Source organism: Rathayibacter sp. VKM Ac-2805 (assembly GCF_009834265.1).
In the GTDB taxonomy this organism is placed as follows: domain Bacteria; phylum Actinomycetota; class Actinomycetes; order Actinomycetales; family Microbacteriaceae; genus Rathayibacter.
The window spans coordinates 1-23,960 of record NZ_CP047185.1; the positions used below are offsets into that span (position 1 = coordinate 1).

Below are 23,960 nucleotides of genomic sequence, written 5' to 3' on the forward strand. Positions count from 1 at the left end.
ATGGCAGACGACACGTCGATGGTCGACGCGTGGAACGTGATCCTCGGCGCACTGTCCCAGGACGAGCGGATCACCGCTCCCCTCTACGGGTTCGTCTCGCTCGTGGAGCCCAAGGGCATCATGGCGGGCACCTTCTACCTGGAGGTCCCGAACGAGTTCACCCGCGGGATGCTCGAGCAGCGCGTGCGCGTGCCCCTGCTCAGCGCGATCGGGACGCTCGACGACTCCTTCGGCGTCACGACGTTCGCCTTCGTGGTGAACCCCGACATCGAGCACGAGCCCCTCAGCTCCCCGTCGTCGCAGGAGTCGATGAACCCGTTCGAGCCGATCACCGCCTCCTCGGCGACGGTCGCGCCGACCCGCGGGGTCGAGGAGCTGCGGACCGTGCCGGCGACCGACACCCGGCTGAACCCGAAGTACAGCTTCGACAACTTCGTCATCGGAGGCTCCAACCGGTTCGCGCACGCCGCGGCCGTCGCCGTCGCCGAGGCTCCCGCCAAGGCCTACAACCCGCTCTTCGTCTACGGCGACTCCGGGCTCGGCAAGACGCACCTCCTCCACGCCATCGGCCACTACGCGATGAGCCTCTACCCGGGGATCCGCGTGCGGTACGTCTCGAGCGAGGAGTTCACGAACGACTTCATCAACTCGATCGCGAACAACCGGGGCAACGCCTTCCACGGCCGCTACCGCAACGTCGACATCCTCCTGATCGACGACATCCAGTTCCTGCAGGGGAAGGCGGAGACGCAGGAGGCGTTCTTCCACACCTTCAACCAGCTGCACGACCACAACAAGCAGGTCGTGATCACGTCCGATCTGCCGCCGAAGGCCCTGACGGGCTTCGAGGACCGGATGCGCTCGCGCTTCGAGTGGGGCCTCATCACCGATGTGCAGGCTCCCGACCTCGAGACCCGCATCGCGATCCTCCGCAAGAAGGCGGTCAGCGAGAAGCTGCTCGTGCCCGACGACATCCTCGAGTTCATGGCGTCGAAGGTGTCGAGCAACATCCGCGAGCTCGAGGGGACGCTCATCCGCGTCACCGCGTTCGCGAGTCTGAACCGCACGCCGGTCGACATGTCGCTCGTGCAGACGGTGCTCAAGGACCTGATCACGCTCGACGAGGACAACGTCATCTCGCCGGTCGACATCATCAACCACACCGCGGACTACTTCAAGCTCACGGTCGACGACCTCTACGGCTCGTCGCGCTCGCAGGCCGTCGCCACCGCGCGCCAGATCGCCATGTACCTGTGCCGCGAGCTGACGAACCTCTCGCTGCCCAAGATCGGCCAGCTGTTCGGCAACCGCGACCACACCACGGTCATGTACGCGAACAAGAAGATCTCGGAGCTCATGAAGGAGCGCCGCAGCATCTACAACCAGGTCACCGAGCTGACCACCCGCATCAAGACGAACCGCTAGCCGGCAGTCGTGCGGTCCCCGGGACCGCCTGTCGCGGGTGGCGCGCCCCGAGGTCCATCAGCGTCCGTGCCCGGTGGTCGGGTAATCGCTCCCCTCCTTCCTCGCGTGAGGGGAGGCGGAGGCGACGGGGGTCGCGGCGCGAGCAGCAGGACGTCGGTGTCGGCGCGCGTCGAGATCGGGCGAAGGAGCCGGCGGGGGTCTCGATACGCCGCGCTGCGGCTACTCGACCAGCACGAACCGGACGTGCTCAGGGGTGCTGCTGAGCGGCTGAGCGGCCGGCGTGCGATCGGACGGTGTCGATCCGCCGTGCGTTGGCCCGGAGGGCAACGCGGGGGAGAGGGAGCGCGCACTGTCTTCCGGGCCGCTCGGACGGCGGCAGCTGCCCTCGACGGTCTCCGTCGTGACCGGAGAAGTCGTCGACGGACTCCTCGGACCTTCCGCGCGCGCCTCGGACACGCCGCCTCGCGCACCCCGGAGGGCCGATTTCCACAGTGTGAGGAACCTGTGGATAACTGTGGACAACCGCCTCGGGACTGTGCGCCGGGAGAGCCCGCCTGTGGAGGGCGACCGGTCGGCTCGGATCCCTCCACAGGGCGTCCACGGGCCCGCTCACACTCCCTCCACAGGGGCGGGTCCCTCCGATCCCACCCAGGAGTAGGGGTCCGAAGCGTTTTCCACAGTTTCCACACGTGTTAACACTGTTAACGCAGTTCTCTCTTTAATGAAGCCTCGACCGGCAACCTCTCCACAGCGGCTCGGGAGTGCTCGGCGGTCCACCCCCTTCCGAGCTCGTCGAGCCCGGCGGGTACGATGGGCGACGGTCTTCGTCCGCGACTCGTCAGGGGTGTACTCGTGAGGTTCCAAGCCAACCGCGATGTCTTCAGCGAGGCGGTGTCCTTCGCGGTCAAGCTGCTTCCGCAGCGCACGACCCTGCCGATCCTCTCCGGAGTCCTCATCGAGGCGACCGCCGAGGGTCTGACGCTGTCCTCCTTCGACTACGAGGTGTCCGCGCAGACGCAGATCGCGGCCGACGTGGAGGAGACGGGGACCGTGCTCGTCTCGGGCCGTCTGCTCGCCGACATCGCGAACCGCCTCCCCAACGCTCCCGTGCGCATCGCCACGGAGGAGTCGCGCGTCTCGGTCTCGGCCGGCTCGGCGCACTTCACGCTCCTGCAGATGCCCGTGGAGGAGTACCCGAGCATCCCCGAGATCGACGCCTCCACCGGCCTCGTCCCGGCCGACGCCTTCGCGGCCGCCGTCTCGCAGGTGGCGGTCGCCGCCTCCCGCGACGACGTGACCCCCGTCATCACCGGCGTGCAGCTCGAGATCACCGAGAACACGATCGGCCTCGTCGCGACGGACCGCTACCGCGTCGCCGTCCGCGAGATCGACTGGGACAACGGGGACAACCCCGCGCCCACCCAGCCGCTCACCGCCCTCGTGCCCGCGCGCACGCTGCAGGAGGTCGGCAAGACCTTCGGCCACTCCGGCACCGTCTCCGTCGCGATCACCAACCGCGACGAGCGCGAGCTGATCGCCTTCACCGCGGACCGCAAGACCGTCACCTCGCTGCTGATCAAGGGCAACTTCCCGCCCGTGAAGCGCCTCTTCCCCGCCTCCGTCGAGAACTACGCGGTCATGTCGACCAGCGACCTCATCGAGGCCACCCGCCGCGTCTCGCTCGTGCTCGAGCGCGAGGCGGCCCTCCGCTTCAGCTTCAGCAGCGACGGCCTCACCCTCGAGGCCATCGGCTCCGAGCAGGCGCAGGCGTCCGAGAGCATCGACGCGATCGTGACCGGCGACGACGTGGTCGTCTCGCTCAAGCCGCAGTTCCTGCTCGACGGCCTCGCCGCCGTCCACTCGGAGTTCGTGCGCATCGCGTTCACGAAGACCGAGAACCCCAACAAGCCCGGCCCCGTCCTGATCACCGCGCAGACCTCGCGGGAGCAGCCCGGCAGCGACAGCTACCGCTACCTGCTCCAGCCCAACCTGCTGCTGCGCTGACCGCTCCCCGGATCGCAGAGCCGCGACCGCCCCGCTCCCGACGAGCGCCCGCCCGCCGGACAACGAATCCAGGAAGGTTCACCATGCACATCGGACTCGTCGGCCTCGGCAAGATGGGCGACAACATGCGCTCCCGCCTCCGCTCCAAGGGGCTCGAGGTCACCGGCTACGACCGCAATCCCGACGTCTCGGACGCGGCCTCTCTCGACGAGATGATCGCCGCACTCCCCTCGCCCCGCATCGTCTGGGTGATGGTGCCGGCCGGGGAGATCACCGACGCGGTCGTCAAGGACCTGTCGGAGAAGCTCAGCGAGGGCGACCTCGTCATCGACGGCGGCAACTCCCGCTTCACCGAGGACTTCAAGCACGACGCGCTGCTGAAGCCCAAGGGCATCCACTACATCGACGCGGGCGTCTCCGGCGGCGTCTGGGGACTCCAGAACGGCTACGGCCTGATGGTCGGCGGCCCGAAGGAGCTCGTCGAGTACGCCATGCCCGTCTTCGACGCGCTGCGCCCGGAGGGCCCCCGCGAGGAGGGCTTCGTCCACGTCGGCGAGGTCGGCGCCGGCCACTACGCGAAGATGGTCCACAACGGCATCGAGTACGCCCTGATGCAGGCGTTCGCCGAGGGCTACGAGCTGCTCGAGACCCGCAGCGACATCATCAAGGACGTCACCGGCACCTTCAAGGCCTGGCAGCGCGGCACGGTCGTGCGCTCCTGGCTGCTCGAGCTCCTCGTCCGCGCCCTCGAGCAGGACCCGGACTTCAAGAACATCGAGGGCTACGTGCAGGACTCGGGCGAGGGCCGCTGGACCATCGAGGAGGCCATCAACAACGCCGTCCCGGTGCCCACGATCAGCGCCTCGATCTTCGCCCGCTTCGTCTCCCGTCAGGAGGACTCCCCCGCGATGAAGGCCGTCGCAGCGCTCCGCAACCAGTTCGGCGGGCACTCCGTCAAGGCCGTCGACTGAGTCGGCTGGTGAGGACTGCCTCCGGCAGTCCTCACGTCGGTCGGCTTCCCGAGGGGGGCGCGTTCCGTAGAGCCGGTGACGGACGGCGGACTGCGGCCCGCCGCCCCCGTGAGGCAGGGATGCTCTCACGGAGGCGGCGGGCCTCCGGCCGCCTCCACCTCGCCACGAACGTCGGGCGGCGGGCCTTCGGCCGCCTTCACGGGCGGGGACGGGGCTCCGCCGATCACGCTGGTCGAGTAGCCCCGCGACGGCGCATGGAGACCAGCCCGACGGATGGTCTTGCCAGCATGCTGGTCGAGTAGCCCCGGAGGGGCATATCGAGCCTCGAGGCGAGGGCCTGGCGGGAGCTGGGAGAGCGGATCGCAGGCGCCGGGGCGGGTGGACCGGCCGAGCGAGACGGGCGAGGAGCCCGCAGGGGTGCAGTGAAGGCCCGCGACGACGGGTGGAGGAGAGGAGCGCGACGTGCAGGTGACGCAGCTGGCGCTCAGCGACTTCCGGAACTACGAGTCGGTCGATGTCGAGCTCGTGCCCGGACCGAACCTCTTCGTCGGCCGCAACGGCCAGGGCAAGACGAACCTCGTCGAATCGCTCGGCTACCTCTCCACCCTGGGCTCGCACCGCGTGTCGAGCGACCAGGCGCTCATCCGCGCCGGCCGGGACAGCGCCGTGGTGCGCGCCCGCCTCCGCAACGGCGAGCGCGACCTGCTGGCCGAGGTGCAGATCAACCGCTCCTCCCCCAACCGCGCGCAGATCAACCGCGGCGGGATCAAGCCGCGCGAGCTCCCCCGCTTCTTCTCCAGCGTCCTCTTCGCGCCGGAGGACCTCCTCCTCATCCGCGGCGACCCGTCGGCCCGCCGCCGCTTCCTCGACCAGCTGGTGATCCTCCGCTCCCCGCGGATGAGCGCCGTCCAGGCCGACTACGAGCGGGTGCTGCGCCAGCGCAACTCGCTGCTCAAGTCCGCACGGGCGAGCGGCGTCCGCGACCCCTCGAAGCTCGGGACCCTCGACATCTGGGACGAGCGCCTGATCGCGCTCGGGACCGAGATCATGCAGTCGCGCCTCACCCTGGTGGAGGAGCTGAGCGGACCGGTGCGCGCCGCGTACGAGGCGGTCGCCGGTGCCGACCAGCGTCCGGTGCTCCGCTCCCGCCTGAGCATCGAGGGCGCGGTCGACGACGACGGCGAGCCCGTGGAGCAGCCGGGCGCCGCGTCACCGGCGGCGGGCGAGGGACTGGCGGAGGCGTTCGCGTCCGCGCTGGCCGGGGTGCGACGTCGCGAGCTCGACCGGGGCGTCTCCCTCGTCGGCCCGCACCGCGACGACGTGCAGTTCGAGCTGAACGCGCTGCCGGCCAAGGGCTACGCCAGCCACGGCGAGAGCTGGTCGTTCGCGCTGGCGCTGAAGCTGGGCGCCGCGGAGCTGCTCCGGCGCGACTCCCCCATGGGCGATCCGGTGCTGATGCTCGACGACGTCTTCGCCGAGCTGGACGCGCGCCGGCGCGAGCGGCTCGCCTCGGTGGTCGCCGACTACGAGCAGGTCCTGATCACCGCGGCCGTCTTCGACGACGTCCCGGAGGCGCTGGCCGCGCACACCGTGCGGATCGAGGCCGGCCGGATCGTCGGCACGGGCGCCGCCGCCGCGCCGATCGCCGTGCCGGAGCCGATCGCACCCGACTCCGCCTCGTCCGATCCTGTGTCCTCCGACTCCCCTCCTCCCGGTCCCGAGTCCTCCCGCTCCTCTTCTCCCGATCCGGTCTCGTCCGACTCCCCTTCTCCTGGTGCCGTCTCCTCCGCCGCGGCCTCCTCCTCGGAGACCGCGTCCCCAGCGCCGGCGTCCACAGATCCCGCGTCCCCGGAGCCGACCGCCCCCGCCCCGTCGGAGCCGTCCGATGGCTGACTCCCCCCGCCGCGGAACCCCCGCACCCGACTCCGAGGCCGCCCGCGTCTACCGCCACCTCAAGGAGGTGTTCGGCGCCGACGGCCCGCGCCGCATCCGGAAGACCGTCGAGCGCGCCGAGCCCAAGGGCGACGCGATCCCGTTCGGCAAGGGCCGCGACCCGCACGACCTCGGCGACGTCCTCGACTCCCTCACCGTGAAGCTCGGCTGGACGGCGCCGCTGGCGCAGGGCGACCTGATGTCGTCGTGGACGGCGATCGCCGGCGAGGAGACCGCGAAGCACTCGACTCCGGTGGGCGTCGTCGACGGCGTGCTGACGGTCGCGTGCGAGTCCACGGCGTGGTCGACGCAGCTCCGGCTGATGCGGATCGAGATCATGAACCACATCGCGGTGAACTTCCCCGACGCGGGCATCGCGTCGATCCGTTTCCAGGGCCCGGACGTCCCGAACTGGAAAAAGGGTCCCAGGTCGATTCCAGGGCGTGGTCCGCGCGACACCTACGGCTGAGGACGCATTTTCGGTCGACCGCCGATCTTTCGCGCCTCAGATCGCCGTCCAGCGCTTCGGATCGACCCGGCACGCGGTAGAATGGAGGGCCGCCGAACCGCAGTGACGCCGCCGCGCGGGCGATCTCCAGATCACCGTGCGCGTCGCGACGGACCGTCAGAGGAGAACTCCACAGCTATGACTCACGAGCCGAACGACTCCACGTCACCCGCAGCGAACGACCTGGACGCGAACGGCTCAGCAGCCCCCTCCGCTCCGCACGAGAGCATGTCGACCAAGTCGTCCGGCGACTACGGCGCGAACCAGATCCAGGTCCTCGAGGGCCTCGAGGCGGTCCGCAAGCGCCCCGGCATGTACATCGGATCCACGGGTCCGCGCGGTCTGCACCACCTGGTCTACGAGATCGTCGACAACGCCGTCGACGAGGCGCTCGCGGGCTACTGCGACAACATCGAGATCCTGATGCGCGCCGACGGAGGCGTCACCGTCTCCGACAACGGCCGCGGCATCCCGGTCGACATGCACCCGACCGAGGGCATCTCCACGGTCGAGCTGGTCCTCACCGTGCTGCACGCCGGCGGCAAGTTCGGCGGCGGCGGCTACGCGGTCTCCGGCGGCCTGCACGGCGTCGGCTCCTCCGTGGTCAACGCGCTGTCGACGCGCCTCGACGTCGAGGTCAAGCGCCAGGGCGCCGTGTACCGGATGAGCTTCACCGACGGAGTGCCGGACGCCCCGCTCGAGAAGGGCGAGGCCAGCGACGAGACCGGCACGACGATCACCTTCTGGCCCAACGCCGGCATCTTCGAGACGGTCGAGTTCGACTACGAGACCCTGCGTGCGCGCTTCCAGCAGATGGCGTTCCTCAACAAGGGCCTGCGCATCGCGCTGACCGACCAGAACGAGGTCGAGTTCGAGGGGGAGGGCGAGAACGAGACCGAGGGCGACCGGACCGACGTCTTCCACTACGAGAAGGGCCTCGTCGACTACGTCGAGTACATCAACTCGCTGAAGAAGTCGGACCTCGTGCACTCCGAGATCATCGACTTCGAGTCCGAGGACACCGAGCGCCGCATCTCGCTCGAGGTCGCGATGCAGTGGACCACCGCCTACACCGAGAGCGTCCACACCTACGCGAACACCATCAACACCCACGAGGGCGGCACCCACGAGGAGGGCTTCCGCGCCGCGCTGACCACGCTGGTCAACCGCTACGCGCGCGCGAACAACCTGCTCAAGGAGAAGGACGAGAACCTCTCGGGCGACGACATCCGCGAGGGCCTCACCGCCGTCGTGTCGATCAAGCTCGGCGAGCCGCAGTTCGAGGGCCAGACCAAGACGAAGCTCGGCAACACCGAGGCGAAGGCGTTCGTGCAGCGCGTGGCCGGCGAGCAGCTGGCCGACTGGTTCGACCGCAACCCGAGCCAGGCGAAGGACATCATCCGCAAGGCGATCCAGGCGGCCTCGGCCCGCATGGCGGCGCGCAAGGCGCGCGAGACCGCCCGCCGCAAGGGCCTGCTCGAGGGCGGCGGCATGCCGGGCAAGCTCAAGGACTGCCAGTCCAAGGACCCGTCGATCTCCGAGATCTTCATCGTCGAGGGCGACTCGGCGGGCGGATCCGCGGTGCAGGGCCGCAACCCCGAGACGCAGGCGATCCTCCCCCTCCGCGGCAAGATCCTCAACGTCGAGAAGGCGCGGCTCGACCGCGCTCTCGGCAACAACGAGGTCCAGGCGATGATCACGGCGTTCGGCGCCGGCATCGGCGAGGACTTCAACCCCGACAAGGCGCGGTACCACAAGATCATCCTGATGGCCGACGCCGACGTCGACGGCCAGCACATCACGACGCTGCTGCTGACGCTCCTCTTCCGCTACATGCGCCCGCTGATCGACCTCGGCTACGTCTACCTCGCGCAGCCGCCGCTGTACCGCCTCAAGTGGTCGAACTCCCCGCACGAGTACGTCTACAGCGACCGCGAGCGCGACGCCCTGATCGCGCACGGCTCGGCGACCAACAAGCGCATGCCCAAGGAGAACGGCATCCAGCGCTACAAGGGCCTCGGCGAGATGGACTACAAGGAGCTGTGGGAGACCACGATGGACCCCGCCACGCGGACCCTCCTCCAGGTCACGCTCGACGACGCGGCCGCGGCCGACGAGATCTTCTCCACCCTCATGGGAGAGGACGTCGAGTCCCGCCGCTCCTTCATCCAGAAGAATGCGAAGGACGTGCGCTTCCTCGACATCTAGCTGTCGAGGAAGCGGACGTCCTTCGAGAGGCGGCAGTCTGCGGATCGCACCGCGATCCGAAAGGCGGCAGCCCCGCGGCACACGGCCGCGGACCCGTCCACCTGAAGAAGGTGACGGCGGCCCCCAATGGGCCGCACGAACATCGCCGAACCGCCACCCGTCCCCGACACACCACCCACCGACACCTGACACCCAGCGCGACCGTCGCCCCCGCTCCTCCGGGGCACGGACCCACCTGAGAGACCAGAGACCATGGCAGAAGAACCCACCACCCCCACCGGCCCGGACGAGAGCGACGACATCGTCACCGAGACCGGTGTGGTGATCCACGGTCACGACAAGATCGAGCCGGTCGACCTGCAGCTCGAGATGCAGCGCTCCTACCTCGACTACGCGATGAGCGTCATCGTCGGGCGAGCCCTGCCGGAGGTGCGCGACGGCCTGAAGCCCGTGCACCGCCGCGTGATCTACGCCATGTACGACGGCGGCTACCGCCCCGACAAGGCGTTCTCGAAGTGCTCGCGCGTCGTCGGCGACGTGATGGGCCAGTTCCACCCGCACGGCGACTCCGCGATCTACGACGCGCTGGTCCGTCTGGTGCAGCCGTGGAGCCTCCGCTACCCGCTCGCGCTCGGGCAGGGCAACTTCGGCTCCCCCGGCAACGACGGCGCGGCCGCCCCCCGGTACACCGAGACCAAGATGGCGCCGCTCGCGCTCGAGATGGTCCGCGACATCGACAAGAACACCGTCGACTTCCAGGACAACTACGACGGCCGCACGCGCGAGCCGGCGATCCTGCCGGCCCGGTTCCCGAACCTGCTCGTCAACGGCTCCGTCGGCATCGCGGTCGGCATGGCGACCAACATCCCGCCGCACAACCTGCGCGAGGTCGCCGCCGGCGCCAAGTGGGCGCTCGAGAACCCCGACGCGACGCGCGAGGAGCTCCTCGAGGCGCTGCTGCAGCGGATCAAGGGACCCGACTTCCCCACCGGTGCGCAGATCCTCGGGGTCCGCGGCATCCAGGACGCGTACCGCACCGGCCGCGGCTCGATCACGATGCGCGCCGTCGTCTCCATCGAGGAGATCCAGGGCCGCACCTGCCTCGTCGTCACCGAGCTGCCGTACCAGGTGAACCCGGACAACCTGGCGATCAAGATCGCCGAGCTGGTCAAGGACGGGCGCGTCTCGGGCATCGCCGACATCCGCGACGAGACCTCCGGTCGCACCGGCCAGCGCCTCGTCGTCGTCCTCAAGCGCGACGCCGTGGCGAAGGTGGTGCTGAACAACCTCTACAAGCACACCCCGCTGCAGGAGAACTTCGGCGCGAACATGCTCGCCATCGTCGACGGCATCCCGCGCACGCTCTCGCTCGACGGCTTCATCCGCGCGTGGGTCGACCACCAGGTCGAGGTCATCGTGCGCCGAACCCAGTACCTCCTCGACGAGGCGGAGGCGCGGATCCACATCCTGCGCGGCTACCTCAAGGCGCTCGACGCGCTCGACGAGGTCATCGCCCTCATCCGCCGCTCCCCCACCGTGGAGGAGGCGCGCGACGGCCTGATGGAGCTGCTCGACATCGACGAGGTGCAGTCCCGCGCCATCCTCGACATGCAGCTGCGCCGCCTCGCGGCCCTCGAGCGCCAGAAGATCATCGACGAGCACGACCGGATCCAGGCCGAGATCGAGGACTACAAGTCGATCCTCGCGAGCCCCGAGCGCCAGCGCACGATCATCTCGGACGAGCTCGACGAGATCGTCGACCGCTTCGGCGACGACCGCCGCACCGAGATCCTCTTCGGGTTCGACGGCGACATGAGCGTCGAGGACCTGATCCCCGAGGAGGAGATGGTCGTCACCGTCACCCGAGGCGGTTACCTCAAGCGCACCCGGAGCGACTCCTACCGGGCCCAGCACCGCGGCGGCCGCGGCGTGCGCGGCGCGCAGCTGAAGGCCGACGACATCGTCGAGCACTTCTTCGTCACCACCACGCACCACTGGCTGCTGTTCTTCACGAACACCGGCCGCGTGTACCGCGCCAAGACCTACGAGCTGCAGGAGGCCGGCCGCGACGCCAAGGGCCAGCACATCGCGAACCTGCTCGCGCTCGAGCCGGGGGAGCAGATCGCGCAGATCCTCGACATCCGCGACTACGAGGCGGCCCGCTACCTGGTGCTCGCCACGCGCGACGGCCTCGTGAAGAAGACGGCCCTCTCGGAGTACGACACGAACCGCTCCGGCGGCATCATCGCGATCAAGCTGCGCGACGGCGACGAGCTCGTCTCGGCGCTCCTGGTCGAGGAGGACAGCGACGTGCTGCTGGTCTCCCGCAAGGGCATGTCGATCCGCTTCACCGCGTCCGACGAGGCGCTTCGTCCGATGGGCCGCTCCACCTCCGGAGTCCGCGGCATGTCGTTCCGCGGGGAGGACCGCCTCCTCGACGCCAACGTCGTCAGCGACGAGGGCTTCGTGTTCGTGGTCACCGAGGGCGGCTACGCCAAGCGCACCGCGGTCGACCAGTACCGCCTCCAGGGACGCGGCGGGCTGGGCATCAAGGTGGCCAAGCTGGAGGAGAAGCGCGGCGACCTCGTGGGCGCCATCATCACCGGAGAGGACGACGAGGTGCTCGTCGTGCTCGCCAGCGGCAAGGTGGTACGCTCTGCGGTGGCCGAGGTACCGGCCAAGGGTCGCGACACCATGGGAGTCGTCTTCGCACGATTCGCTGAGGACGACCGCATCATCGCACTCGCCAAGAACACCGAACGCAATCTCGACGCCCAGGACGAGGATCCCGACGCCGCGGCGCCGGCCGAGTCCGCCCCGGTGTCGGAGGAGGATGGGTCCGTAGATGAGTAGCACCGTCGCCGAGAAGCTCGCCAGGAAGTCCGCGAAGAGCCCGGCGGCGAAGCAGGTCCGCCTGAAGCTCGTCTACGTCGACTTCTGGTCGGCCGTGAAGCTCTCGTTCCTGCTGGGCCTGACGCTCGCGATCATCACGATCGTCGTCGTCTACCTGGTCTACACGGTCCTGGCCCAGACGGGAGTGTTCGACGAGGTCAACGGCCTCGTGCAGGACATCGCCGGCGCGGAGGCGTTCGACCTCAACACGATCATCTCGCTGCCGCAGGTCATGGGCTTCGCGATCGTCGTCGCGGTGCTGAACACCATCGTCACCACCGCGCTCGGCGCGATCGTGGCGCTGCTGTACAACCTCAGCGTCAAGATCACCGGCGGCCTCCTGGTGGGCTTCACCAACCAGTAGGGCGCACGGTCCGGCCGATTGGGATTCCTGCTCGATGTCGGGTAGAGTCTCCTCTGGCCATTCCGGGGGTATAGCTCAGGCGGTTAGAGCGCTTCACTGATAATGAAGAGGTCCCAGGTTCAAGTCCTGGTACCCCCACCCGGTCCGAACGGCCCGTCACCTCGCGGTGGCGGGCCGTTCGACTCTCGGAGACGGATCGCCCCGTCTCCGGCCCGGGGCCTTAGCTCAGTTGGTAGAGCGCCTGCTTTGCAAGCAGGATGTCAGGAGTTCGAATCTCCTAGGCTCCACACTTCCTCCCCGCTCGCGGGTGCTCCCAGTCGCCAGATGCGCCCATGCAGTTGTGCCGATGCAGCTCGGACGGCTCTCGAGGGTGCACGAAGCAGGCATATCCTCGCAGCAAGGCGCCGCGGGCCGTCCACTCGGAGCGACCACCGCATCTCCGTGCTGGGACGATAGTGTGACCGTCGTGGGGGACGCGACGGAGAAGAAGGCTCAGAGGCGCGGTCTGCGGTTCTGGGAGATCGTGGTCTACGTCATCGGCGCGGCTCTGGTCGTGCTCGGCGGTTGGGTGTGGGTTCTTCGCGCGAGCGTCGAGGGGGACCTGTCGCTTCGCTTGTCGCAACTATGGGACTCCATCGGGCTCATTTCGCTCGGTCTCGCCATGGTTGCCATCGGACTCACTCTCTCCATCCTTCGCGTGCAGAATCGCGAAGCCGCGCGAGCCGACCGCGAGACGAAGACCCGCCAGGACCAGCACGAAGAAGTGCTGAGGCGGGTCGAGGCCATCGCCGAGAGAACGCACGTCGCCGTCAGCGAGACGGGGGTGGACGTCAAGGACATGAAGCAACTCCTCGGGTCGCAGATCGAGTCAGCTCAAGCCGCGAGCCGGTCGGAGCCGGAGCCGGATCCGGGAACGTCATCGACGACGGAGTCCGAGACTGACGCGCTCTTCGACGACCTGTCGCTCGAAGGTGTCCGCGATGGCGACATCTCGAACCTCCCGCTCGATACCCACGCTCTCGCAGACAACCGACTGCTCGAAGAGGTGAGAATGCGCGAGGGTGTCTTCTATCCTGTCGGTGCTGTTCCCATCGGCGTGCTCGCCGACATCTTCGACGCTTGGGAAGCCGCCTATCCCGAGTCGAAGGCTCAGTGGAAGGTGGGCGCGCTCGTCGGCGCGTACCGCTCCTACTCAGCGAAGGCTCTGGCCAAGGGGCGCCGGTCGTTGCAGGGCGCGCCCTGGTACGTCACCTTCCGTCCTTCGCACGACACTCTCGTCACGTACTACCTGTCGAGATCCGGCCGTCTCCGGCGCGGCCAGACCGAGCGAACACCAGTCGTGAAGCGTCTGATGGGCGAAGGTGAGGATGCGCGCTGGGTGCCTCTCAGTGATGCACCCGACTTCACATGACGCGCTCACAACCGACGACGTAGACATCAACACGACGATCGGGCGATGGAGCCCCGGCTCACCCTCGGCTCGCACGCGAGTCCGCCGTGCTGACGATTGAGCGGTGTCGTCGCGCACCTTCGGGGCGAGCAGACACCGTCACGGGTGCGAGTACGTCGCGGCGCAGCTAGCCACTACGTCGAATCTCCTGCGCTCGACGGCTCCACCGCGAGTCCTCTGCCGTCGCCTGACCGCCGTTGGTCGCGGAGGGTCCGCGTCGGGGTCCACGGGCCGGCGGCCTCTCCTGTCGCCGACCGTGCGGTCGTGCGATCGAGGCCGCCGCTCGGACGGCCGCCCGCTCAGCGGTCCACGCAGGCGAGGCCGAGGAACTGCTGGACCGAGAGGGTCTCGGACGTGCCGTCGCGGATGTCGCCGACGATGATCTCGCCGACGGAGAGCGTGTCGAACTGCTCGGCCGTGAAGACGACCGGGCGGGCGAGCACGGAGCGGTCGGTCGCGTAGGCGCCCAGCGCGAGGTCGACGCCGAGCGGGAACCGCTCGATCACCGTGTCGGCCGGCCAGACCGTGGATCCGGAGAGGTCGGTCGCGCCCAGCTGCGTGACCGGTGACGGGGAGACCCAGCGGGTGACCCTCCGCAGCCCGTCGCCGATGGTCAGGGGGGCGGAGTCGGAGGCGGCGAGGTCGAGGCCGTCGACGGATCCCGAGCACACGACGACGACGCCGAGGACCTCGCCGCGCTCGCCGCCCCGTCCGAGCCCGACCGCGGCCGTGGTCACCGGCTCCTCGGAGGCGCATCCCGAGAGCGCGAGGGCGCCGAGCAGAACGACGGTGCTCGCGAGCGCAGCGCGACGGTGCATGGGTCCTCCCGCGGCCACCCTACGCGGGCAGGGCGAGGGCCAGAGCGGCGAGAGCCTGCGGGAGGGAGGGGGCGCCCTCCGCCCGGAAGACCACCTCTCCGGCCGTGTCCCGCACGACGACCATGGGGGTCGAGCGGATGCCGGCGGCCTCGGCCTCGACGGGGTGGAAGGCCACGTCGCGCTCGCGGATCTCGGCGGCGGGGACGAGCTCCGCGGCCCGCTCCAGCACCGAGCGCGCGGCATGGCACGCGCCGCAGAAGGCGGAGGTGTAGAGCTCGACGATCACGACGAAGGGAACGCCGGGGCGCGGCCGGGGATTCCCGGGCACCGTCAGCGGAGGAGCCAGGCCTCGTTCATGGTGAGGGCCGCGTCGACGAGCTCGACGCGCTCCAGCTCCTCGACGTCGCTCAGGGGGAACCAGGCGGCGGCGTCCGTGGAGCCGTCCACCTCGTGCGTGAGCTCGCCGCCCACGATGCGGGCGCGGTACACGACGCGGATGGCGTGCAGGGGGCCGGCCTCGGGATCGCTGCGGCGGTGCGCGGGGATCACGTGCGAGTCCACGCCGATGAGGGCCTCGAGCTCGGCACGGTAGCCCGTCTCCTCGAAGATCTCGCGGACCGCGGCGTCGGCGGGCGACTCGCCCTCGTCGATCCCGCCGCCCGGAAGCGTCCAGGCCGACCACGGCCCCTGGCTCCAGTGCGCGAGCAGCATCCGCTCGCCGTCGATGATCACGCCGTACGCGGCGACCCGGATGTCCACCGCAGAAGCCTAACCCGGGCATACGAAGGAGCCGGACCCCCTGAGGGGCCCGGCTCCAGCGACGAGAACGTCAGGAAGCGGTCGAGGCCGCGTTCTGCGCGGCGCTCTGCGGCTCGTCCTCGGCGACCCACAGCTCGTCGTCGGCGCGGAACGTCTGCCAGACGGCGTAGCCGATGCCGCCGACCGCGACCAGCGCTGCGCCGATCGCGAAGACCGTGCCGACCTTGCTCTTCTTCTTCGGGGGAGTGGTGAGCTCCTCCCAGCGCGCCTTCGAGATCTCGGCGAGCTTCGCGCGGTTCTTCGAGTCCTTGGCGGCCTCGAAGGCGGCGGCGGCCGTGCCGCCCACAGCGGCGAAGGTCGGGACGACTTTGTGCTTGTAGGCGTGGCGGGCCGAGGAGTACGTGCCCTCGACGGCCGAGACGCCGTTGTCGTAGACCGGCTTGACGCGCGAGTCGTACGTGTCCTTGACGAAGGGGACGAGCTCCTTCTTGGCGTACTTCGACGCGTGGCGGCGGCTCTTCTCGAGCACGGAGGCCGCGTGCGCCAGCACCTCCTGCTGCTCGCCCCAGACCGCCTCGGCGTTCTTGCGAAGACGCTTGAGGTCCTTCTTGTGCTTACGTGACAGACCCATGTTGGTCCTCCATCGGCTACGAGCAGCGAACGCCTCAATACTGCCACTCATCGATCGGCGTCCGCATCGCGCACCCAGCGCATTGACACCGGGCGTTGCAGGGGCCTACAGACGCGCTGTGCGAGAATCCGAGCATGCCTTTGCACACCGCAGTCGCGACGTTCCACACCAACAAGGGCGACATCGTCGTCAACCTCTACGGGAACCACGCTCCCAAGACGGTCCGCAACTTCGTCGGTCTCGCGACCGGCGACATCGAGTGGACCCACCCCGCCACGGGTGCGAAGACGAAGGAGCCGCTCTACAACGGCACCGTCTTCCACCGCATCATCCCCGACTTCATGCTCCAGGGCGGCGACCCGCTCGGCCAGGGCATCGGCGGCCCGGGCTACCAGTTCGACGACGAGATCAACTCGGAGCTCGACTTCACCCAGCCCTACATCCTCGCGATGGCGAACGCCGGCAAGCAGGCGGGCCGCGGCACCAACGGCTCGCAGTTCTTCATCACCGTGGCGCCGACCACCTGGCTCCAGGGCAAGCACACCATCTTCGGCGCCGTCGCCGACGAGGAGTCGAAGAAGCTCGTGCAGTCGCTCTCGGCGGTCCCCACCGACGGCCGCGACAAGCCGCTCGAGGACGTCGTGATCGAGAGCGTCGAGATCACCGAGGTCTGATCGCCTCATCCACCACTCATTCGAGGGCCGGGTCCGTCAGGGCCCGGCCCTCGTTCTCCCCGGAGGCACGTCCGTGACCCAGGTCCCGCCGAGCAGCACCTACTCCTGCTACCGACACCCCGACCGGCAGAGCTTCGTGCGCTGCCAGCGGTGCGGCCGCACCATCTGCGGCGAGTGCCAGACGCCCGCTCCGGTCGGCGTGATCTGCCCGGACGACATGGCGCAGCAGCGCGCCACCGCGCCGCGCACCCGCGGTCCCCTCCTCTCCCGAGTGCGGGCCATGACCCGAGCCGACCAGCCGACGGTGACCTACGCGATCATCGCGCTCTGCATCGTGCTGTGGATCGTCGAGATCCTCCCCTTCGTCGGCGGTCCGGCGGTCAACGCGCTCCTGTACGCCCCCGCCTACACGCTCCCCGGCTTCGGTGCCGGCTTCGAGCCGTGGCGGATGCTCACCTCGGTGTTCCTCCACAGCACGTCGCTCTTCATCGTCATCCCGTTCCACCTGGTGCTGAACATGTACACGCTGTGGGTGTTCGGCATGGTGCTCGAGCGCATGCTTGGCCGCGGGCGCTACCTCACCCTCTTCCTCCTGAGCGGTTTCGCCGGATCGGTGGGCGTCCTGCTCCTCGCGAACCCGTTGACCCCGGTGATCGGCGCCTCCGGTGCGATCTTCGGGCTGATGGGCGCGTACCTGGTGATCCTCCGGCACCTGGGCGGTCAGGCGTCGCAGCTGCTGGTGCTGGTCGGACTGAACCTCGTCATCGGCTTCCTGCCCGGGATGAACGTGGCGTGGCAGGCGCACGTCGGCGGTCTGGTGGCGGGCGCGCTCATCGGGCTGGTCTTCACGAAGACGCGGCAGCGCGCCCAGCGGCGCACGCAGAACCTCCTCGTCGGGCTCATCGGAGTCGGACTGGTGGCGATCACCGCGGGCGCCTACGTCCTCGGCTGATCCCCCCTCCCGCAGCGGCGGGTCCGGCAGTGCCTCGCGCACTCCCGGGCCCGCCGCTTCGTCGTTCCCGCGGCGACCGTCTCCACCGCTGTCCACAGGTGCTCTCAACAGGTGGGGAGGAAGTTATCCACAGAGTTGTTAACACTGGGGAGAACGTCCCGGGTGTCCTCCTCGGGAGGACGATCCGGGGACGGCGGCGCGTCCGAGGACCGGCGGACTGGTGCGGATCCGGGCCCTCCTCGCCTCGAGCAGGCCAGCGCGGCGGGGACCGCGGAGTTCTCCACAGGAGATTCCACAGCTGGGGATAATTACAGCGGTGTAGTTCTCCGGCGGACGGCCACCAGGGCCGTCGCCTCACGGTCGTCGTCGCGGTGCAGCGAGGTGGCGAACCCGGCCGCCTGGAACGCGGAGGCACTCGCCGCGGCCTGATCCGCGCCGACCTCGATCACGACGACGCCGTGGGGTGCGAGCCACGCTCCCGCCTCCTGAGCGATGCGGCGGTGGAGGGCGAGCCCGTCCGACCCGCCGTCGAGCGTGAGCATCGGCTCGTGCACCCGGGCCTCCGGCGGCATGAGCGCGATCGCCGCGGTGGGGACGTAGGGGGCGTTGACGACGACGACGTCGATCCGCCCGCGCTCACTCCGGGGGAGGGCGTCGAAGAGGTCGCCCTCGTGGACGTCGGCGCGGCCTGCGAGCGTGCGGCGCGCGCAGGCGACGGCGGCGGGGGAGAGGTCGGCCGCGAGCAGGCGGACGTCCGGCCGCTCCTCGGAGATCGACCGGGCGAGGGCGCCGGATCCGCAGCAGAGGTCGAGCACCACGGCACCGCCCGGGAGGACCTCTAGGGCGCAGTCGACCAGCCACTCGGTGCGCACGCGGGGCACGAAGACGCCGGGTGCGACGGGGACGCGCAGGCCGCGGAAGGCGACCCAGCCGAGGATCTGCTCGAGGGGCTCGCCCGTCTCGCGGCGGCGGAGCAGCAGCTCGAGGTCGGAGGAGGAGTCGGCGGCCTCCTCGAGCAGGCCCGCCTCCTCCTCGGCGAAGACGCAGCCGGCGGTGCGCAGACGCTCCACCGACGACGAACGCCCCGTCGGCGGACCGGACGGGGCGTCGTTCACGACTGGGGGAGGCTCAGCGCCAGCGCGTCGTCATCAGGAAGCCGATGAACGCGATGCCGAAGCCGATCAGGATGTTGAGGTTGCCGAGATCGGGGATCGGCAGGGTGCCCTGGCTCACGTAGAAGACGATGATCCAGGCGAGTCCGAGCAGCATGAAGCCGAACATCACCGGCTTGAACCAGACCGGATTCGGTGCGTTCTCGCCGGTCCGGGCCTCGTCGCGCTCGGGCTTCGGGCTCTTCGTCGCTCGTGCCATGCCGACCACTGTACCGGGCGGAGGCTCCGGGCCGGGAGCGCCGGGGCTGCGCGGGTGCTGTGCGGACTCGCGGAGCGGCCGGTGCAGGCGCTCGAGTGGTCCCATCGGCCCTCCTCAGGCGGCGACTCGGGAGGGCTCTCCACAGGTCCGGATCATGCGCCACAGCCGGTCACGGCTCGCGCCTAGACTCGTCGCATGACCGCCCAGAACCCCGACGGGGCGGCTCTGCGGCCGCGAGCGAAGCGACGGAGGGCCCGCCCGGTCCGACGACTCTCGTTCTTCGGAGTCGTCGGCGAGCTCCTGATGACCGCCGGCGTCCTGGTCCTGCTCTTCCTGGCCTGGCAGCTCTGGTGGAACGACGCGGTGATCGCGGGCCGGCAGACGACGCAGGCCGCGGAGCTCCGCGAGACCTGGGGCGACTCCTCTCCGGCACCGCAGCCGACCGAGGCCGCCCCGGCGGAGCCGGTCGTCGCGTCGGTCGCCGCCCTCGACACCTCCTTCGGCAACCTCTACATCCCGCGCTACGGCGAGGGGTGGGTGCGCACGATCGCCGAGGGCATCGACGCCGAGAACGTGCTCGACGAGGGGAGCATCGGCCACTACCCCGGGACGCAGATGCCCGGCCAGGCCGGCAACTTCGCGCTCGCCGCGCACCGCAGCGCGTACGGCGGAGGCATGCACCTGATCGACGAGCTCCAGCTCGGCGACCCGATCTACATCGAGACGGCGGACGGCTGGTACACCTACCGCTTCCGCAATCTCGAGTACGTCCAGCCCTCCGACGTCCAGGTGATCGACCCGGTTCCGTGGACTCCGGACGCGGCTCCGACCGATCGCCTGATCACGCTGACGAGCTGCAACCCGCTCTACTCGACGGCCGAGCGGATCATCGCGTACGGCGTCTTCGACTCGTTCCAGCCGCGGTCCGCGGGCGCCCCCGCCGAGATCGCCGCCTCGCTGGCTCAGGAGGGCTGACCGTGTACGCAGCGCTGTGGCGGCTTCTGCCCGGGCCGTGGTGGGTCCGGCTCCTGATCGTCCTCGTCCTCGTCGCGGCGGTCCTGGTCGCGCTCGACGAGTGGGTGTTCCCCTGGGTGCAGTCGCTCGTGCTCGACCGGAACGTGACCGTCGGCTCGTGACCGGCGGCGCGGCCCCGCGGATCCTGGTCGTCGACCACCACGACAGCTTCGTCTTCACGCTCGTCTCGTATCTCCGCGAGCTCGGTGCCGAGGTCGACGTGGTCGAGTTCGACGACCTCGGGACGACGGCGCTCCTGGCTCTCGCGGAGGAGGCGGACGGAGTCCTGGTCTCACCCGGACCGGGCCGCCCCGAGGACGTCCCCGCGTCGACGGCGCTCGTGCAGCGGGCGGAGGCGACCGGGCGGCCGCTGCTCGGAGTCTGCCTCGGCCACCAGGTGCTCGCTCACGCTCTCGGCGCCCGCGTCACGGAGGCGCCGGAGCTGCTGCACGGCCGGACGTCCGCGGTCCTCCACGACGGAGATCCGCTCTTCGACGGCCTGCCCTCCGGCTTCGCCGCGATGCGGTACCACTCGCTCGCGGTCGACCGCGAGAGCCTTCCCGAGGAGCTGCGGGTGACGGCGCGGACACCGGAGGGAGTGGTCATGGCCGTCCGGCACCGGAGTGCTCCGCTCGTGGGCGTGCAGTTCCATCCGGAGTCGGTCCTCACCGAGGGCGGGCGGCGCCTTCTCGAGAACTGGCTGCGCGAGGTGAGGCCGGGCGGAGCGTCCGTATCGGCCGACGACACGCCCGGACTCTCGATCCCGGCTCGATGAGGCGGAATTCGCCGGGCTTATCGGGCTCGTTATCGAGTCGAGAGCATTGAGAATGATCAGCGACCACCGTCCCCCGAACGGGGATGCCGCCCTGAGTGCGTTCTCACGTAGAAATCCGCCATCTGACGGCTAAATGACGGCGGGCGGAGGAGAATGCCGCGACAGGGTATGAGTGTGACCTTGTCCACCCCCTTGCGGACCCCCCGATCAGGTGGCGGGATTTGACGGGCTCCCGGCGGAGGATGCGGCCCCTTTTCCCTGCATAATCAGAGGGCGTCGACAGGGGGTCGGCGCCACAAGAGAAGTCCGGGGGGACCAGATGGTCGCATCGATCTCCTGGGCTTTCTCGGGAATCCGAGAGCTCGAGAATCTCGGACCGCGCATCGTCATCAAACCCGGCACCGTTCCGAGCATCACCGGTTCGGGATTCGGCACCGCCGATCTGAGCGTCGTGCTGATGACGGTCTCGCCGCTGCGCGTCCTCCGCGGGACGTGGCCGGCCGACGACACCTCCTTCCTCACTTTCAGCTTCCTCATCGACGGCTTCGTGCGCATGGTCGCCCCGGACCGAACGGTGCTGCTGCGTCCGGGCTCGATCTCGTACCAGCAGGGGACGACGACGTTCACGACCGAGTCGACGACTCCGGCCACGATCCTCCACCTCTCGCTGCGCGCCGACGAGATGCGCCGCTACGGCTTCGACACGTCGGCCTCGGTCTACGCGCTCGATCCCGACGCCCGGTCCACCCGCGCCGCATACGCCTTCACGACCGCCTTCGCCCTCGCGGCGGAGTCCGGGACGGGGCTGCCCGGTGAGGGCGAGGTCACCGGCTTCGCCCATGTGGTCAAGCAGCTCCTCACCAGCGCGTTCCTCGCGGCGGCGAGCTCGCAGCCCGGCACCACGAGCGTCCGGGCCGCCACGCTCGGGCGCGCGCGCACGGTCATCGACCGGACGCACCGCACGCCGCGCTGCACCCCGGAGGCGGTGGCCGACGCGGTCAACGTGTCCACCCGCTCCCTCCAGCGGCTCTTCGAGGACGCGGGCACCACGGTCGCGAGCGAGATCGAGCGCTCCCGGGTCGCCAGCGCCGTGGAGCTCCTGCGCCGCCGCCCGCGGGAGGTCCCGCTCGAGGCGATCGCCGCCGCGTCCGGATTCTCCTCGGCGGACCACCTCCGCCGTGCGCTCAAGCGCCGCGAGGGGCTCACCCCGAGCGACATCCGCGGCAGGATCGCACGCCCCGCCGACGGATCGGCAGGCGGCGAGGTCGTGCGGCTCCAGCCCCCGCTCGCCGACGCGCGCCGGGCGTAGCCGTTCACCTCGGGGCTGTCGGCCTCGCGGAGCATCGACCCGACGAGCAACGTCCGGACGAGCCCTTCTCGGCGCGCAGAGCAGCGGCCCGGCCTCCACCGGGCGCCGTCGGCCGACGCCGCAGCCGCAGCGGGCCGCAGGCCGGGTCAGCCCGCGCAGTATCCGAGCTGGACGGTCGATCCCTGCGGGACGTCGCCCGGAGCCAGGGACTGGGTCGTGATGGGCGGGTTCGCCCGGGTCGCGTCGCAGGTCTCGTCCGGGACCTCGACCCCCACGAGCTGCAGCTTCTCGGAGGCGAGGGTGGCCAGCGCGCTGCTGAGGGACGTCCCGACGAGGTCGGGGAGCGTGACCTGGCCGGAGGAGACGGTGAGGTCGACCGGCGTGCCCGGGGCGACCTGCTGTCCCGCTCCGGGGGAGGCGGAGAGCACGACGTCGCCCGGGACGGTCGGCGAGTTCTCGCGGGTCTGGGAGCCCTCGACGAAGCCGACGGCGGTGAGCGCGTCGATGGCCTCGGCGAGGCTCTGCCCGACGGTGTCCGGCACGGCGACGGGCTGCGGACCCTGGGACACGACGATGCGGATGACCGTCTCGGGCGCGACGATCGTGCCCGAGCCCGGATCCGTGCGGATCACCTCGCCCTCGGGGACGGTCGAGCTGTACTCCGCGACCTGGCTCGGCACGAGGTCGAGCTCGGTCAGGGTCGACTGGGCGCTGTCGTAGGTGGTCTCGGTGAGGGTGGGGACCTCGCGCGACTGCGACGGGAGGGTCGACGCGGGCTGGAGCGTCAGCACCCAGATCACGAGTGCGGCGACGATCACGGCCAGCACGACGATCGAGGACCAGATCCAGAGGACCGGCGGGCGGCGCTGGGTGCGGACGATCGAGTTGTCCTCGGCCAGCTGGCGGAGGGCGAGCTCGGAGTCGTTGACTCCACCCTGGCTGCGGGCCGCGAAGAGCGAGGTGGTCAGCTCGTCGATCGGGCGGTGGTCGGGGAGGCGTCCGGCGGCGGCGTCGCGCAGGTCGTCGCGGAACTCCGCAGCTCCCTGGAAGCGCTCGTAGCGGTCCTTCGACAGCGCGCGGGCGACGACCGCGTCGAGCGCCGGCGTGACGGCCGGGTTGATGGAGCTCGGCGCCGGCGGCGTCTCGCTGACGTGCTGGTAGGCGACGGCCACCGGGGTGTCGCCGCGGAAGGGCGCACGGCCGGTGAGGAGCTCGAAGAGCACGATGCCGGCGGAGTAGAGGTCGCTGCGGGCGTCGACCTGCTCGCCCTTCGCCTGCTCGGGGGAGAAGTAGGCCGCGGTGCCGAGGATCGCCGTGGTCTGAGCGACCGTGGCGGCGGAGTCGGAGACGGCGCGGGCGATCCCGAAGTCCATCACCTTCACCTGGCCCGACGGGGTCAGCATGATGTTGCCGGGCTTGATGTCGCGGTGGACGACACCTGCGCGGTGCGAGTACTCGAGGGCGGTGAGGATGCCCTCCGTGATGCGGACGGCCTCGTCCACGTCGAGGGGGCCCTCGGCGATCAGGTCCTTGAGGAGGCGGCCCTCGATGTGCTCCATGACGATGAAGGGCCGGCGCGACTCGGCGCCGTTGTCGTCGAGCGAGACCTCCTCGCCCGCGTCGAAGACCCGGACGATCGTGGGGTGCGACATGCGCGACGCGGACTGCGCCTCCTGCCGGAACCGCAGGCGGAAGGCGGAGTCGGAGGAGAGGGAGAGCTTCAGCTCCTTGATGGCGACGGTGCGGCCGAGCCGGGTGTCGGTGCCGAGGTACACCTCGGACATCCCGCCGCGGCCGAGCCGGGGCCCGACCTGGTACCGTCCCGCGATCAGGCGACCCTCATCCGTCACGCGCACGCTCCCGCCCTGTACTTCCGTGTGGTGCGGCCCCGAGGAGCCACGGC

21 protein-coding genes, 2 tRNA genes and 1 pseudogene are annotated in these 23,960 nt (G+C 70.0%); 17 read left to right on the forward strand and 7 right to left on the reverse strand.

The annotated features are described in order from the left end of the window. The 11 genes and pseudogenes from dnaA (at position 1) to GSU40_RS00055 (ending at position 13,715) form a co-directional block, all read left to right on the forward strand. Positions 1-1,425: a chromosomal replication initiator protein DnaA gene (gene dnaA, locus GSU40_RS00005; protein ID WP_104225789.1), complete on the forward strand. Its 1,425-nt coding sequence runs from the start codon at positions 1-3 to the stop codon at positions 1,423-1,425. An 852-nt stretch (positions 1,426-2,277) separates the two neighbouring features. Further along, the gene (gene dnaN, locus GSU40_RS00010) at positions 2,278-3,429 is read left to right on the forward strand and encodes a DNA polymerase III subunit beta (RefSeq protein ID WP_104232992.1); all 1,152 of its coding nucleotides are present in this window, start codon (positions 2,278-2,280) and stop codon (positions 3,427-3,429) included. Between the two features lie 83 nt (positions 3,430-3,512). Beyond that, a complete protein-coding gene (gene gnd / locus GSU40_RS00015) occupies positions 3,513-4,400 on the forward strand; it encodes a phosphogluconate dehydrogenase (NAD(+)-dependent, decarboxylating) (protein ID WP_104222677.1) in 888 nt (295 codons plus the stop codon). 462 nt (positions 4,401-4,862) lie between these two features. Next, a pseudogene (recF, locus tag GSU40_RS00020) lies at positions 4,863-6,017 on the forward strand (DNA replication/repair protein RecF); the annotation flags it as partial. Between the two features lie 268 nt (positions 6,018-6,285). After that, positions 6,286-6,801 carry a DciA family protein gene (locus tag GSU40_RS00025; protein WP_104268818.1) on the forward strand — a complete coding sequence of 172 codons (516 nt, stop codon included), beginning with the start codon at positions 6,286-6,288 and terminating at the stop codon, positions 6,799-6,801. Between the two features lie 267 nt (positions 6,802-7,068). After that, entirely contained in the window at positions 7,069-9,048 is a 1,980-nt protein-coding gene (gyrB, locus tag GSU40_RS00030) for a DNA topoisomerase (ATP-hydrolyzing) subunit B (RefSeq protein WP_208543372.1), read from the forward strand. Positions 9,049-9,300: 252 nt separating this feature from the next. Next, the gene (gyrA, locus tag GSU40_RS00035) at positions 9,301-11,901 is read left to right on the forward strand and encodes a DNA gyrase subunit A (protein ID WP_104222674.1); all 2,601 of its coding nucleotides are present in this window, start codon (positions 9,301-9,303) and stop codon (positions 11,899-11,901) included. Continuing rightward, on the forward strand, positions 11,894-12,304 hold the full coding sequence (locus GSU40_RS00040; RefSeq protein WP_104222673.1) for a DUF3566 domain-containing protein: 411 nt from the start codon (positions 11,894-11,896) through the stop codon (positions 12,302-12,304). Before gyrA ends, GSU40_RS00040 begins: the two co-directional genes overlap by 8 nt. Positions 12,305-12,368: 64 nt before the next feature. After that, a tRNA-Ile gene (locus GSU40_RS00045) sits at positions 12,369-12,442 on the forward strand. Positions 12,443-12,518: 76 nt separating this feature from the next. Then, positions 12,519-12,591 (forward strand) — tRNA-Ala (locus tag GSU40_RS00050). Between the two features lie 179 nt (positions 12,592-12,770). Beyond that, the gene (locus GSU40_RS00055) at positions 12,771-13,715 is read left to right on the forward strand and encodes a hypothetical protein (protein ID WP_159940300.1); all 945 of its coding nucleotides are present in this window, start codon (positions 12,771-12,773) and stop codon (positions 13,713-13,715) included. Positions 13,716-14,053: 338 nt separating this feature from the next. Here GSU40_RS00055 and GSU40_RS00060 read toward each other — a convergent pair whose 3' ends face one another. From GSU40_RS00060 to GSU40_RS00075, 4 genes are all read right to left on the reverse strand, one after another. Next, positions 14,054-14,572 (reverse strand): hypothetical protein, encoded by a 519-nt coding sequence (locus GSU40_RS00060; RefSeq protein ID WP_104222672.1) that lies wholly within the window; start codon positions 14,570-14,572, stop codon positions 14,054-14,056. 19 nt (positions 14,573-14,591) lie between these two features. After that, positions 14,592-14,858, reverse strand: coding sequence for a glutaredoxin domain-containing protein (locus GSU40_RS00065; RefSeq protein WP_160032996.1), 267 nt, complete (start codon positions 14,856-14,858; stop codon positions 14,592-14,594). 44 nt (positions 14,859-14,902) lie between these two features. After that, the gene (locus tag GSU40_RS00070; protein WP_104222671.1) at positions 14,903-15,331 is read right to left on the reverse strand and encodes an NUDIX hydrolase; all 429 of its coding nucleotides are present in this window, start codon (positions 15,329-15,331) and stop codon (positions 14,903-14,905) included. A gap of 70 nt (positions 15,332-15,401) precedes the next feature. Further along, positions 15,402-15,962, reverse strand: a complete 561-nt coding sequence (locus GSU40_RS00075) for a hypothetical protein (protein ID WP_104247539.1) — start codon at positions 15,960-15,962, stop codon at positions 15,402-15,404. Positions 15,963-16,096: 134 nt separating this feature from the next. On the opposite strand from GSU40_RS00075, the gene GSU40_RS00080 reads away from it, so the two are divergent. Together GSU40_RS00080 and GSU40_RS00085 are read left to right on the forward strand one after the other, a co-directional pair. Continuing rightward, entirely contained in the window at positions 16,097-16,636 is a 540-nt protein-coding gene (locus GSU40_RS00080; protein ID WP_104222669.1) for a peptidylprolyl isomerase, read from the forward strand. Positions 16,637-16,709: 73 nt separating this feature from the next. Next, a complete protein-coding gene (locus GSU40_RS00085) occupies positions 16,710-17,588 on the forward strand; it encodes a rhomboid family intramembrane serine protease (protein ID WP_104222668.1) in 879 nt (292 codons plus the stop codon). A gap of 308 nt (positions 17,589-17,896) precedes the next feature. Here GSU40_RS00085 and GSU40_RS00090 read toward each other — a convergent pair whose 3' ends face one another. Further along, complete coding sequence (locus GSU40_RS00090; protein ID WP_208543339.1) at positions 17,897-18,703, reverse strand: putative protein N(5)-glutamine methyltransferase; 807 nt, start codon at positions 18,701-18,703, stop codon at positions 17,897-17,899. Between the two features lie 13 nt (positions 18,704-18,716). Next, positions 18,717-18,959: a cell division protein CrgA gene (locus tag GSU40_RS00095; RefSeq protein WP_104222667.1), complete on the reverse strand. Its 243-nt coding sequence runs from the start codon at positions 18,957-18,959 to the stop codon at positions 18,717-18,719. A 195-nt stretch (positions 18,960-19,154) separates the two neighbouring features. Here GSU40_RS00095 and GSU40_RS00100 point away from each other — a divergent pair, with 195 nt between their 5' ends. From GSU40_RS00100 to GSU40_RS00110, 4 genes are all read left to right on the forward strand, one after another. Beyond that, complete coding sequence (locus GSU40_RS00100) at positions 19,155-19,934, forward strand: class E sortase (protein WP_104232997.1); 780 nt, start codon at positions 19,155-19,157, stop codon at positions 19,932-19,934. A gap of 2 nt (positions 19,935-19,936) precedes the next feature. After that, entirely contained in the window at positions 19,937-20,095 is a 159-nt protein-coding gene (locus tag GSU40_RS16840) for a hypothetical protein (RefSeq protein ID WP_167299010.1), read from the forward strand. Further along, entirely contained in the window at positions 20,092-20,748 is a 657-nt protein-coding gene (locus GSU40_RS00105; RefSeq protein WP_160032998.1) for an aminodeoxychorismate/anthranilate synthase component II, read from the forward strand. Before GSU40_RS16840 ends, GSU40_RS00105 begins: the two co-directional genes overlap by 4 nt. Positions 20,749-21,067: 319 nt before the next feature. Further along, positions 21,068-22,057, forward strand: coding sequence for a helix-turn-helix domain-containing protein (locus GSU40_RS00110; protein WP_160033000.1), 990 nt, complete (start codon positions 21,068-21,070; stop codon positions 22,055-22,057). A 146-nt stretch (positions 22,058-22,203) separates the two neighbouring features. Here GSU40_RS00110 and pknB read toward each other — a convergent pair whose 3' ends face one another. Beyond that, on the reverse strand, positions 22,204-23,907 hold the full coding sequence (gene pknB, locus GSU40_RS00115; protein WP_104222663.1) for a Stk1 family PASTA domain-containing Ser/Thr kinase: 1,704 nt from the start codon (positions 23,905-23,907) through the stop codon (positions 22,204-22,206). Positions 23,908-23,960 lie beyond the last annotated feature (53 nt).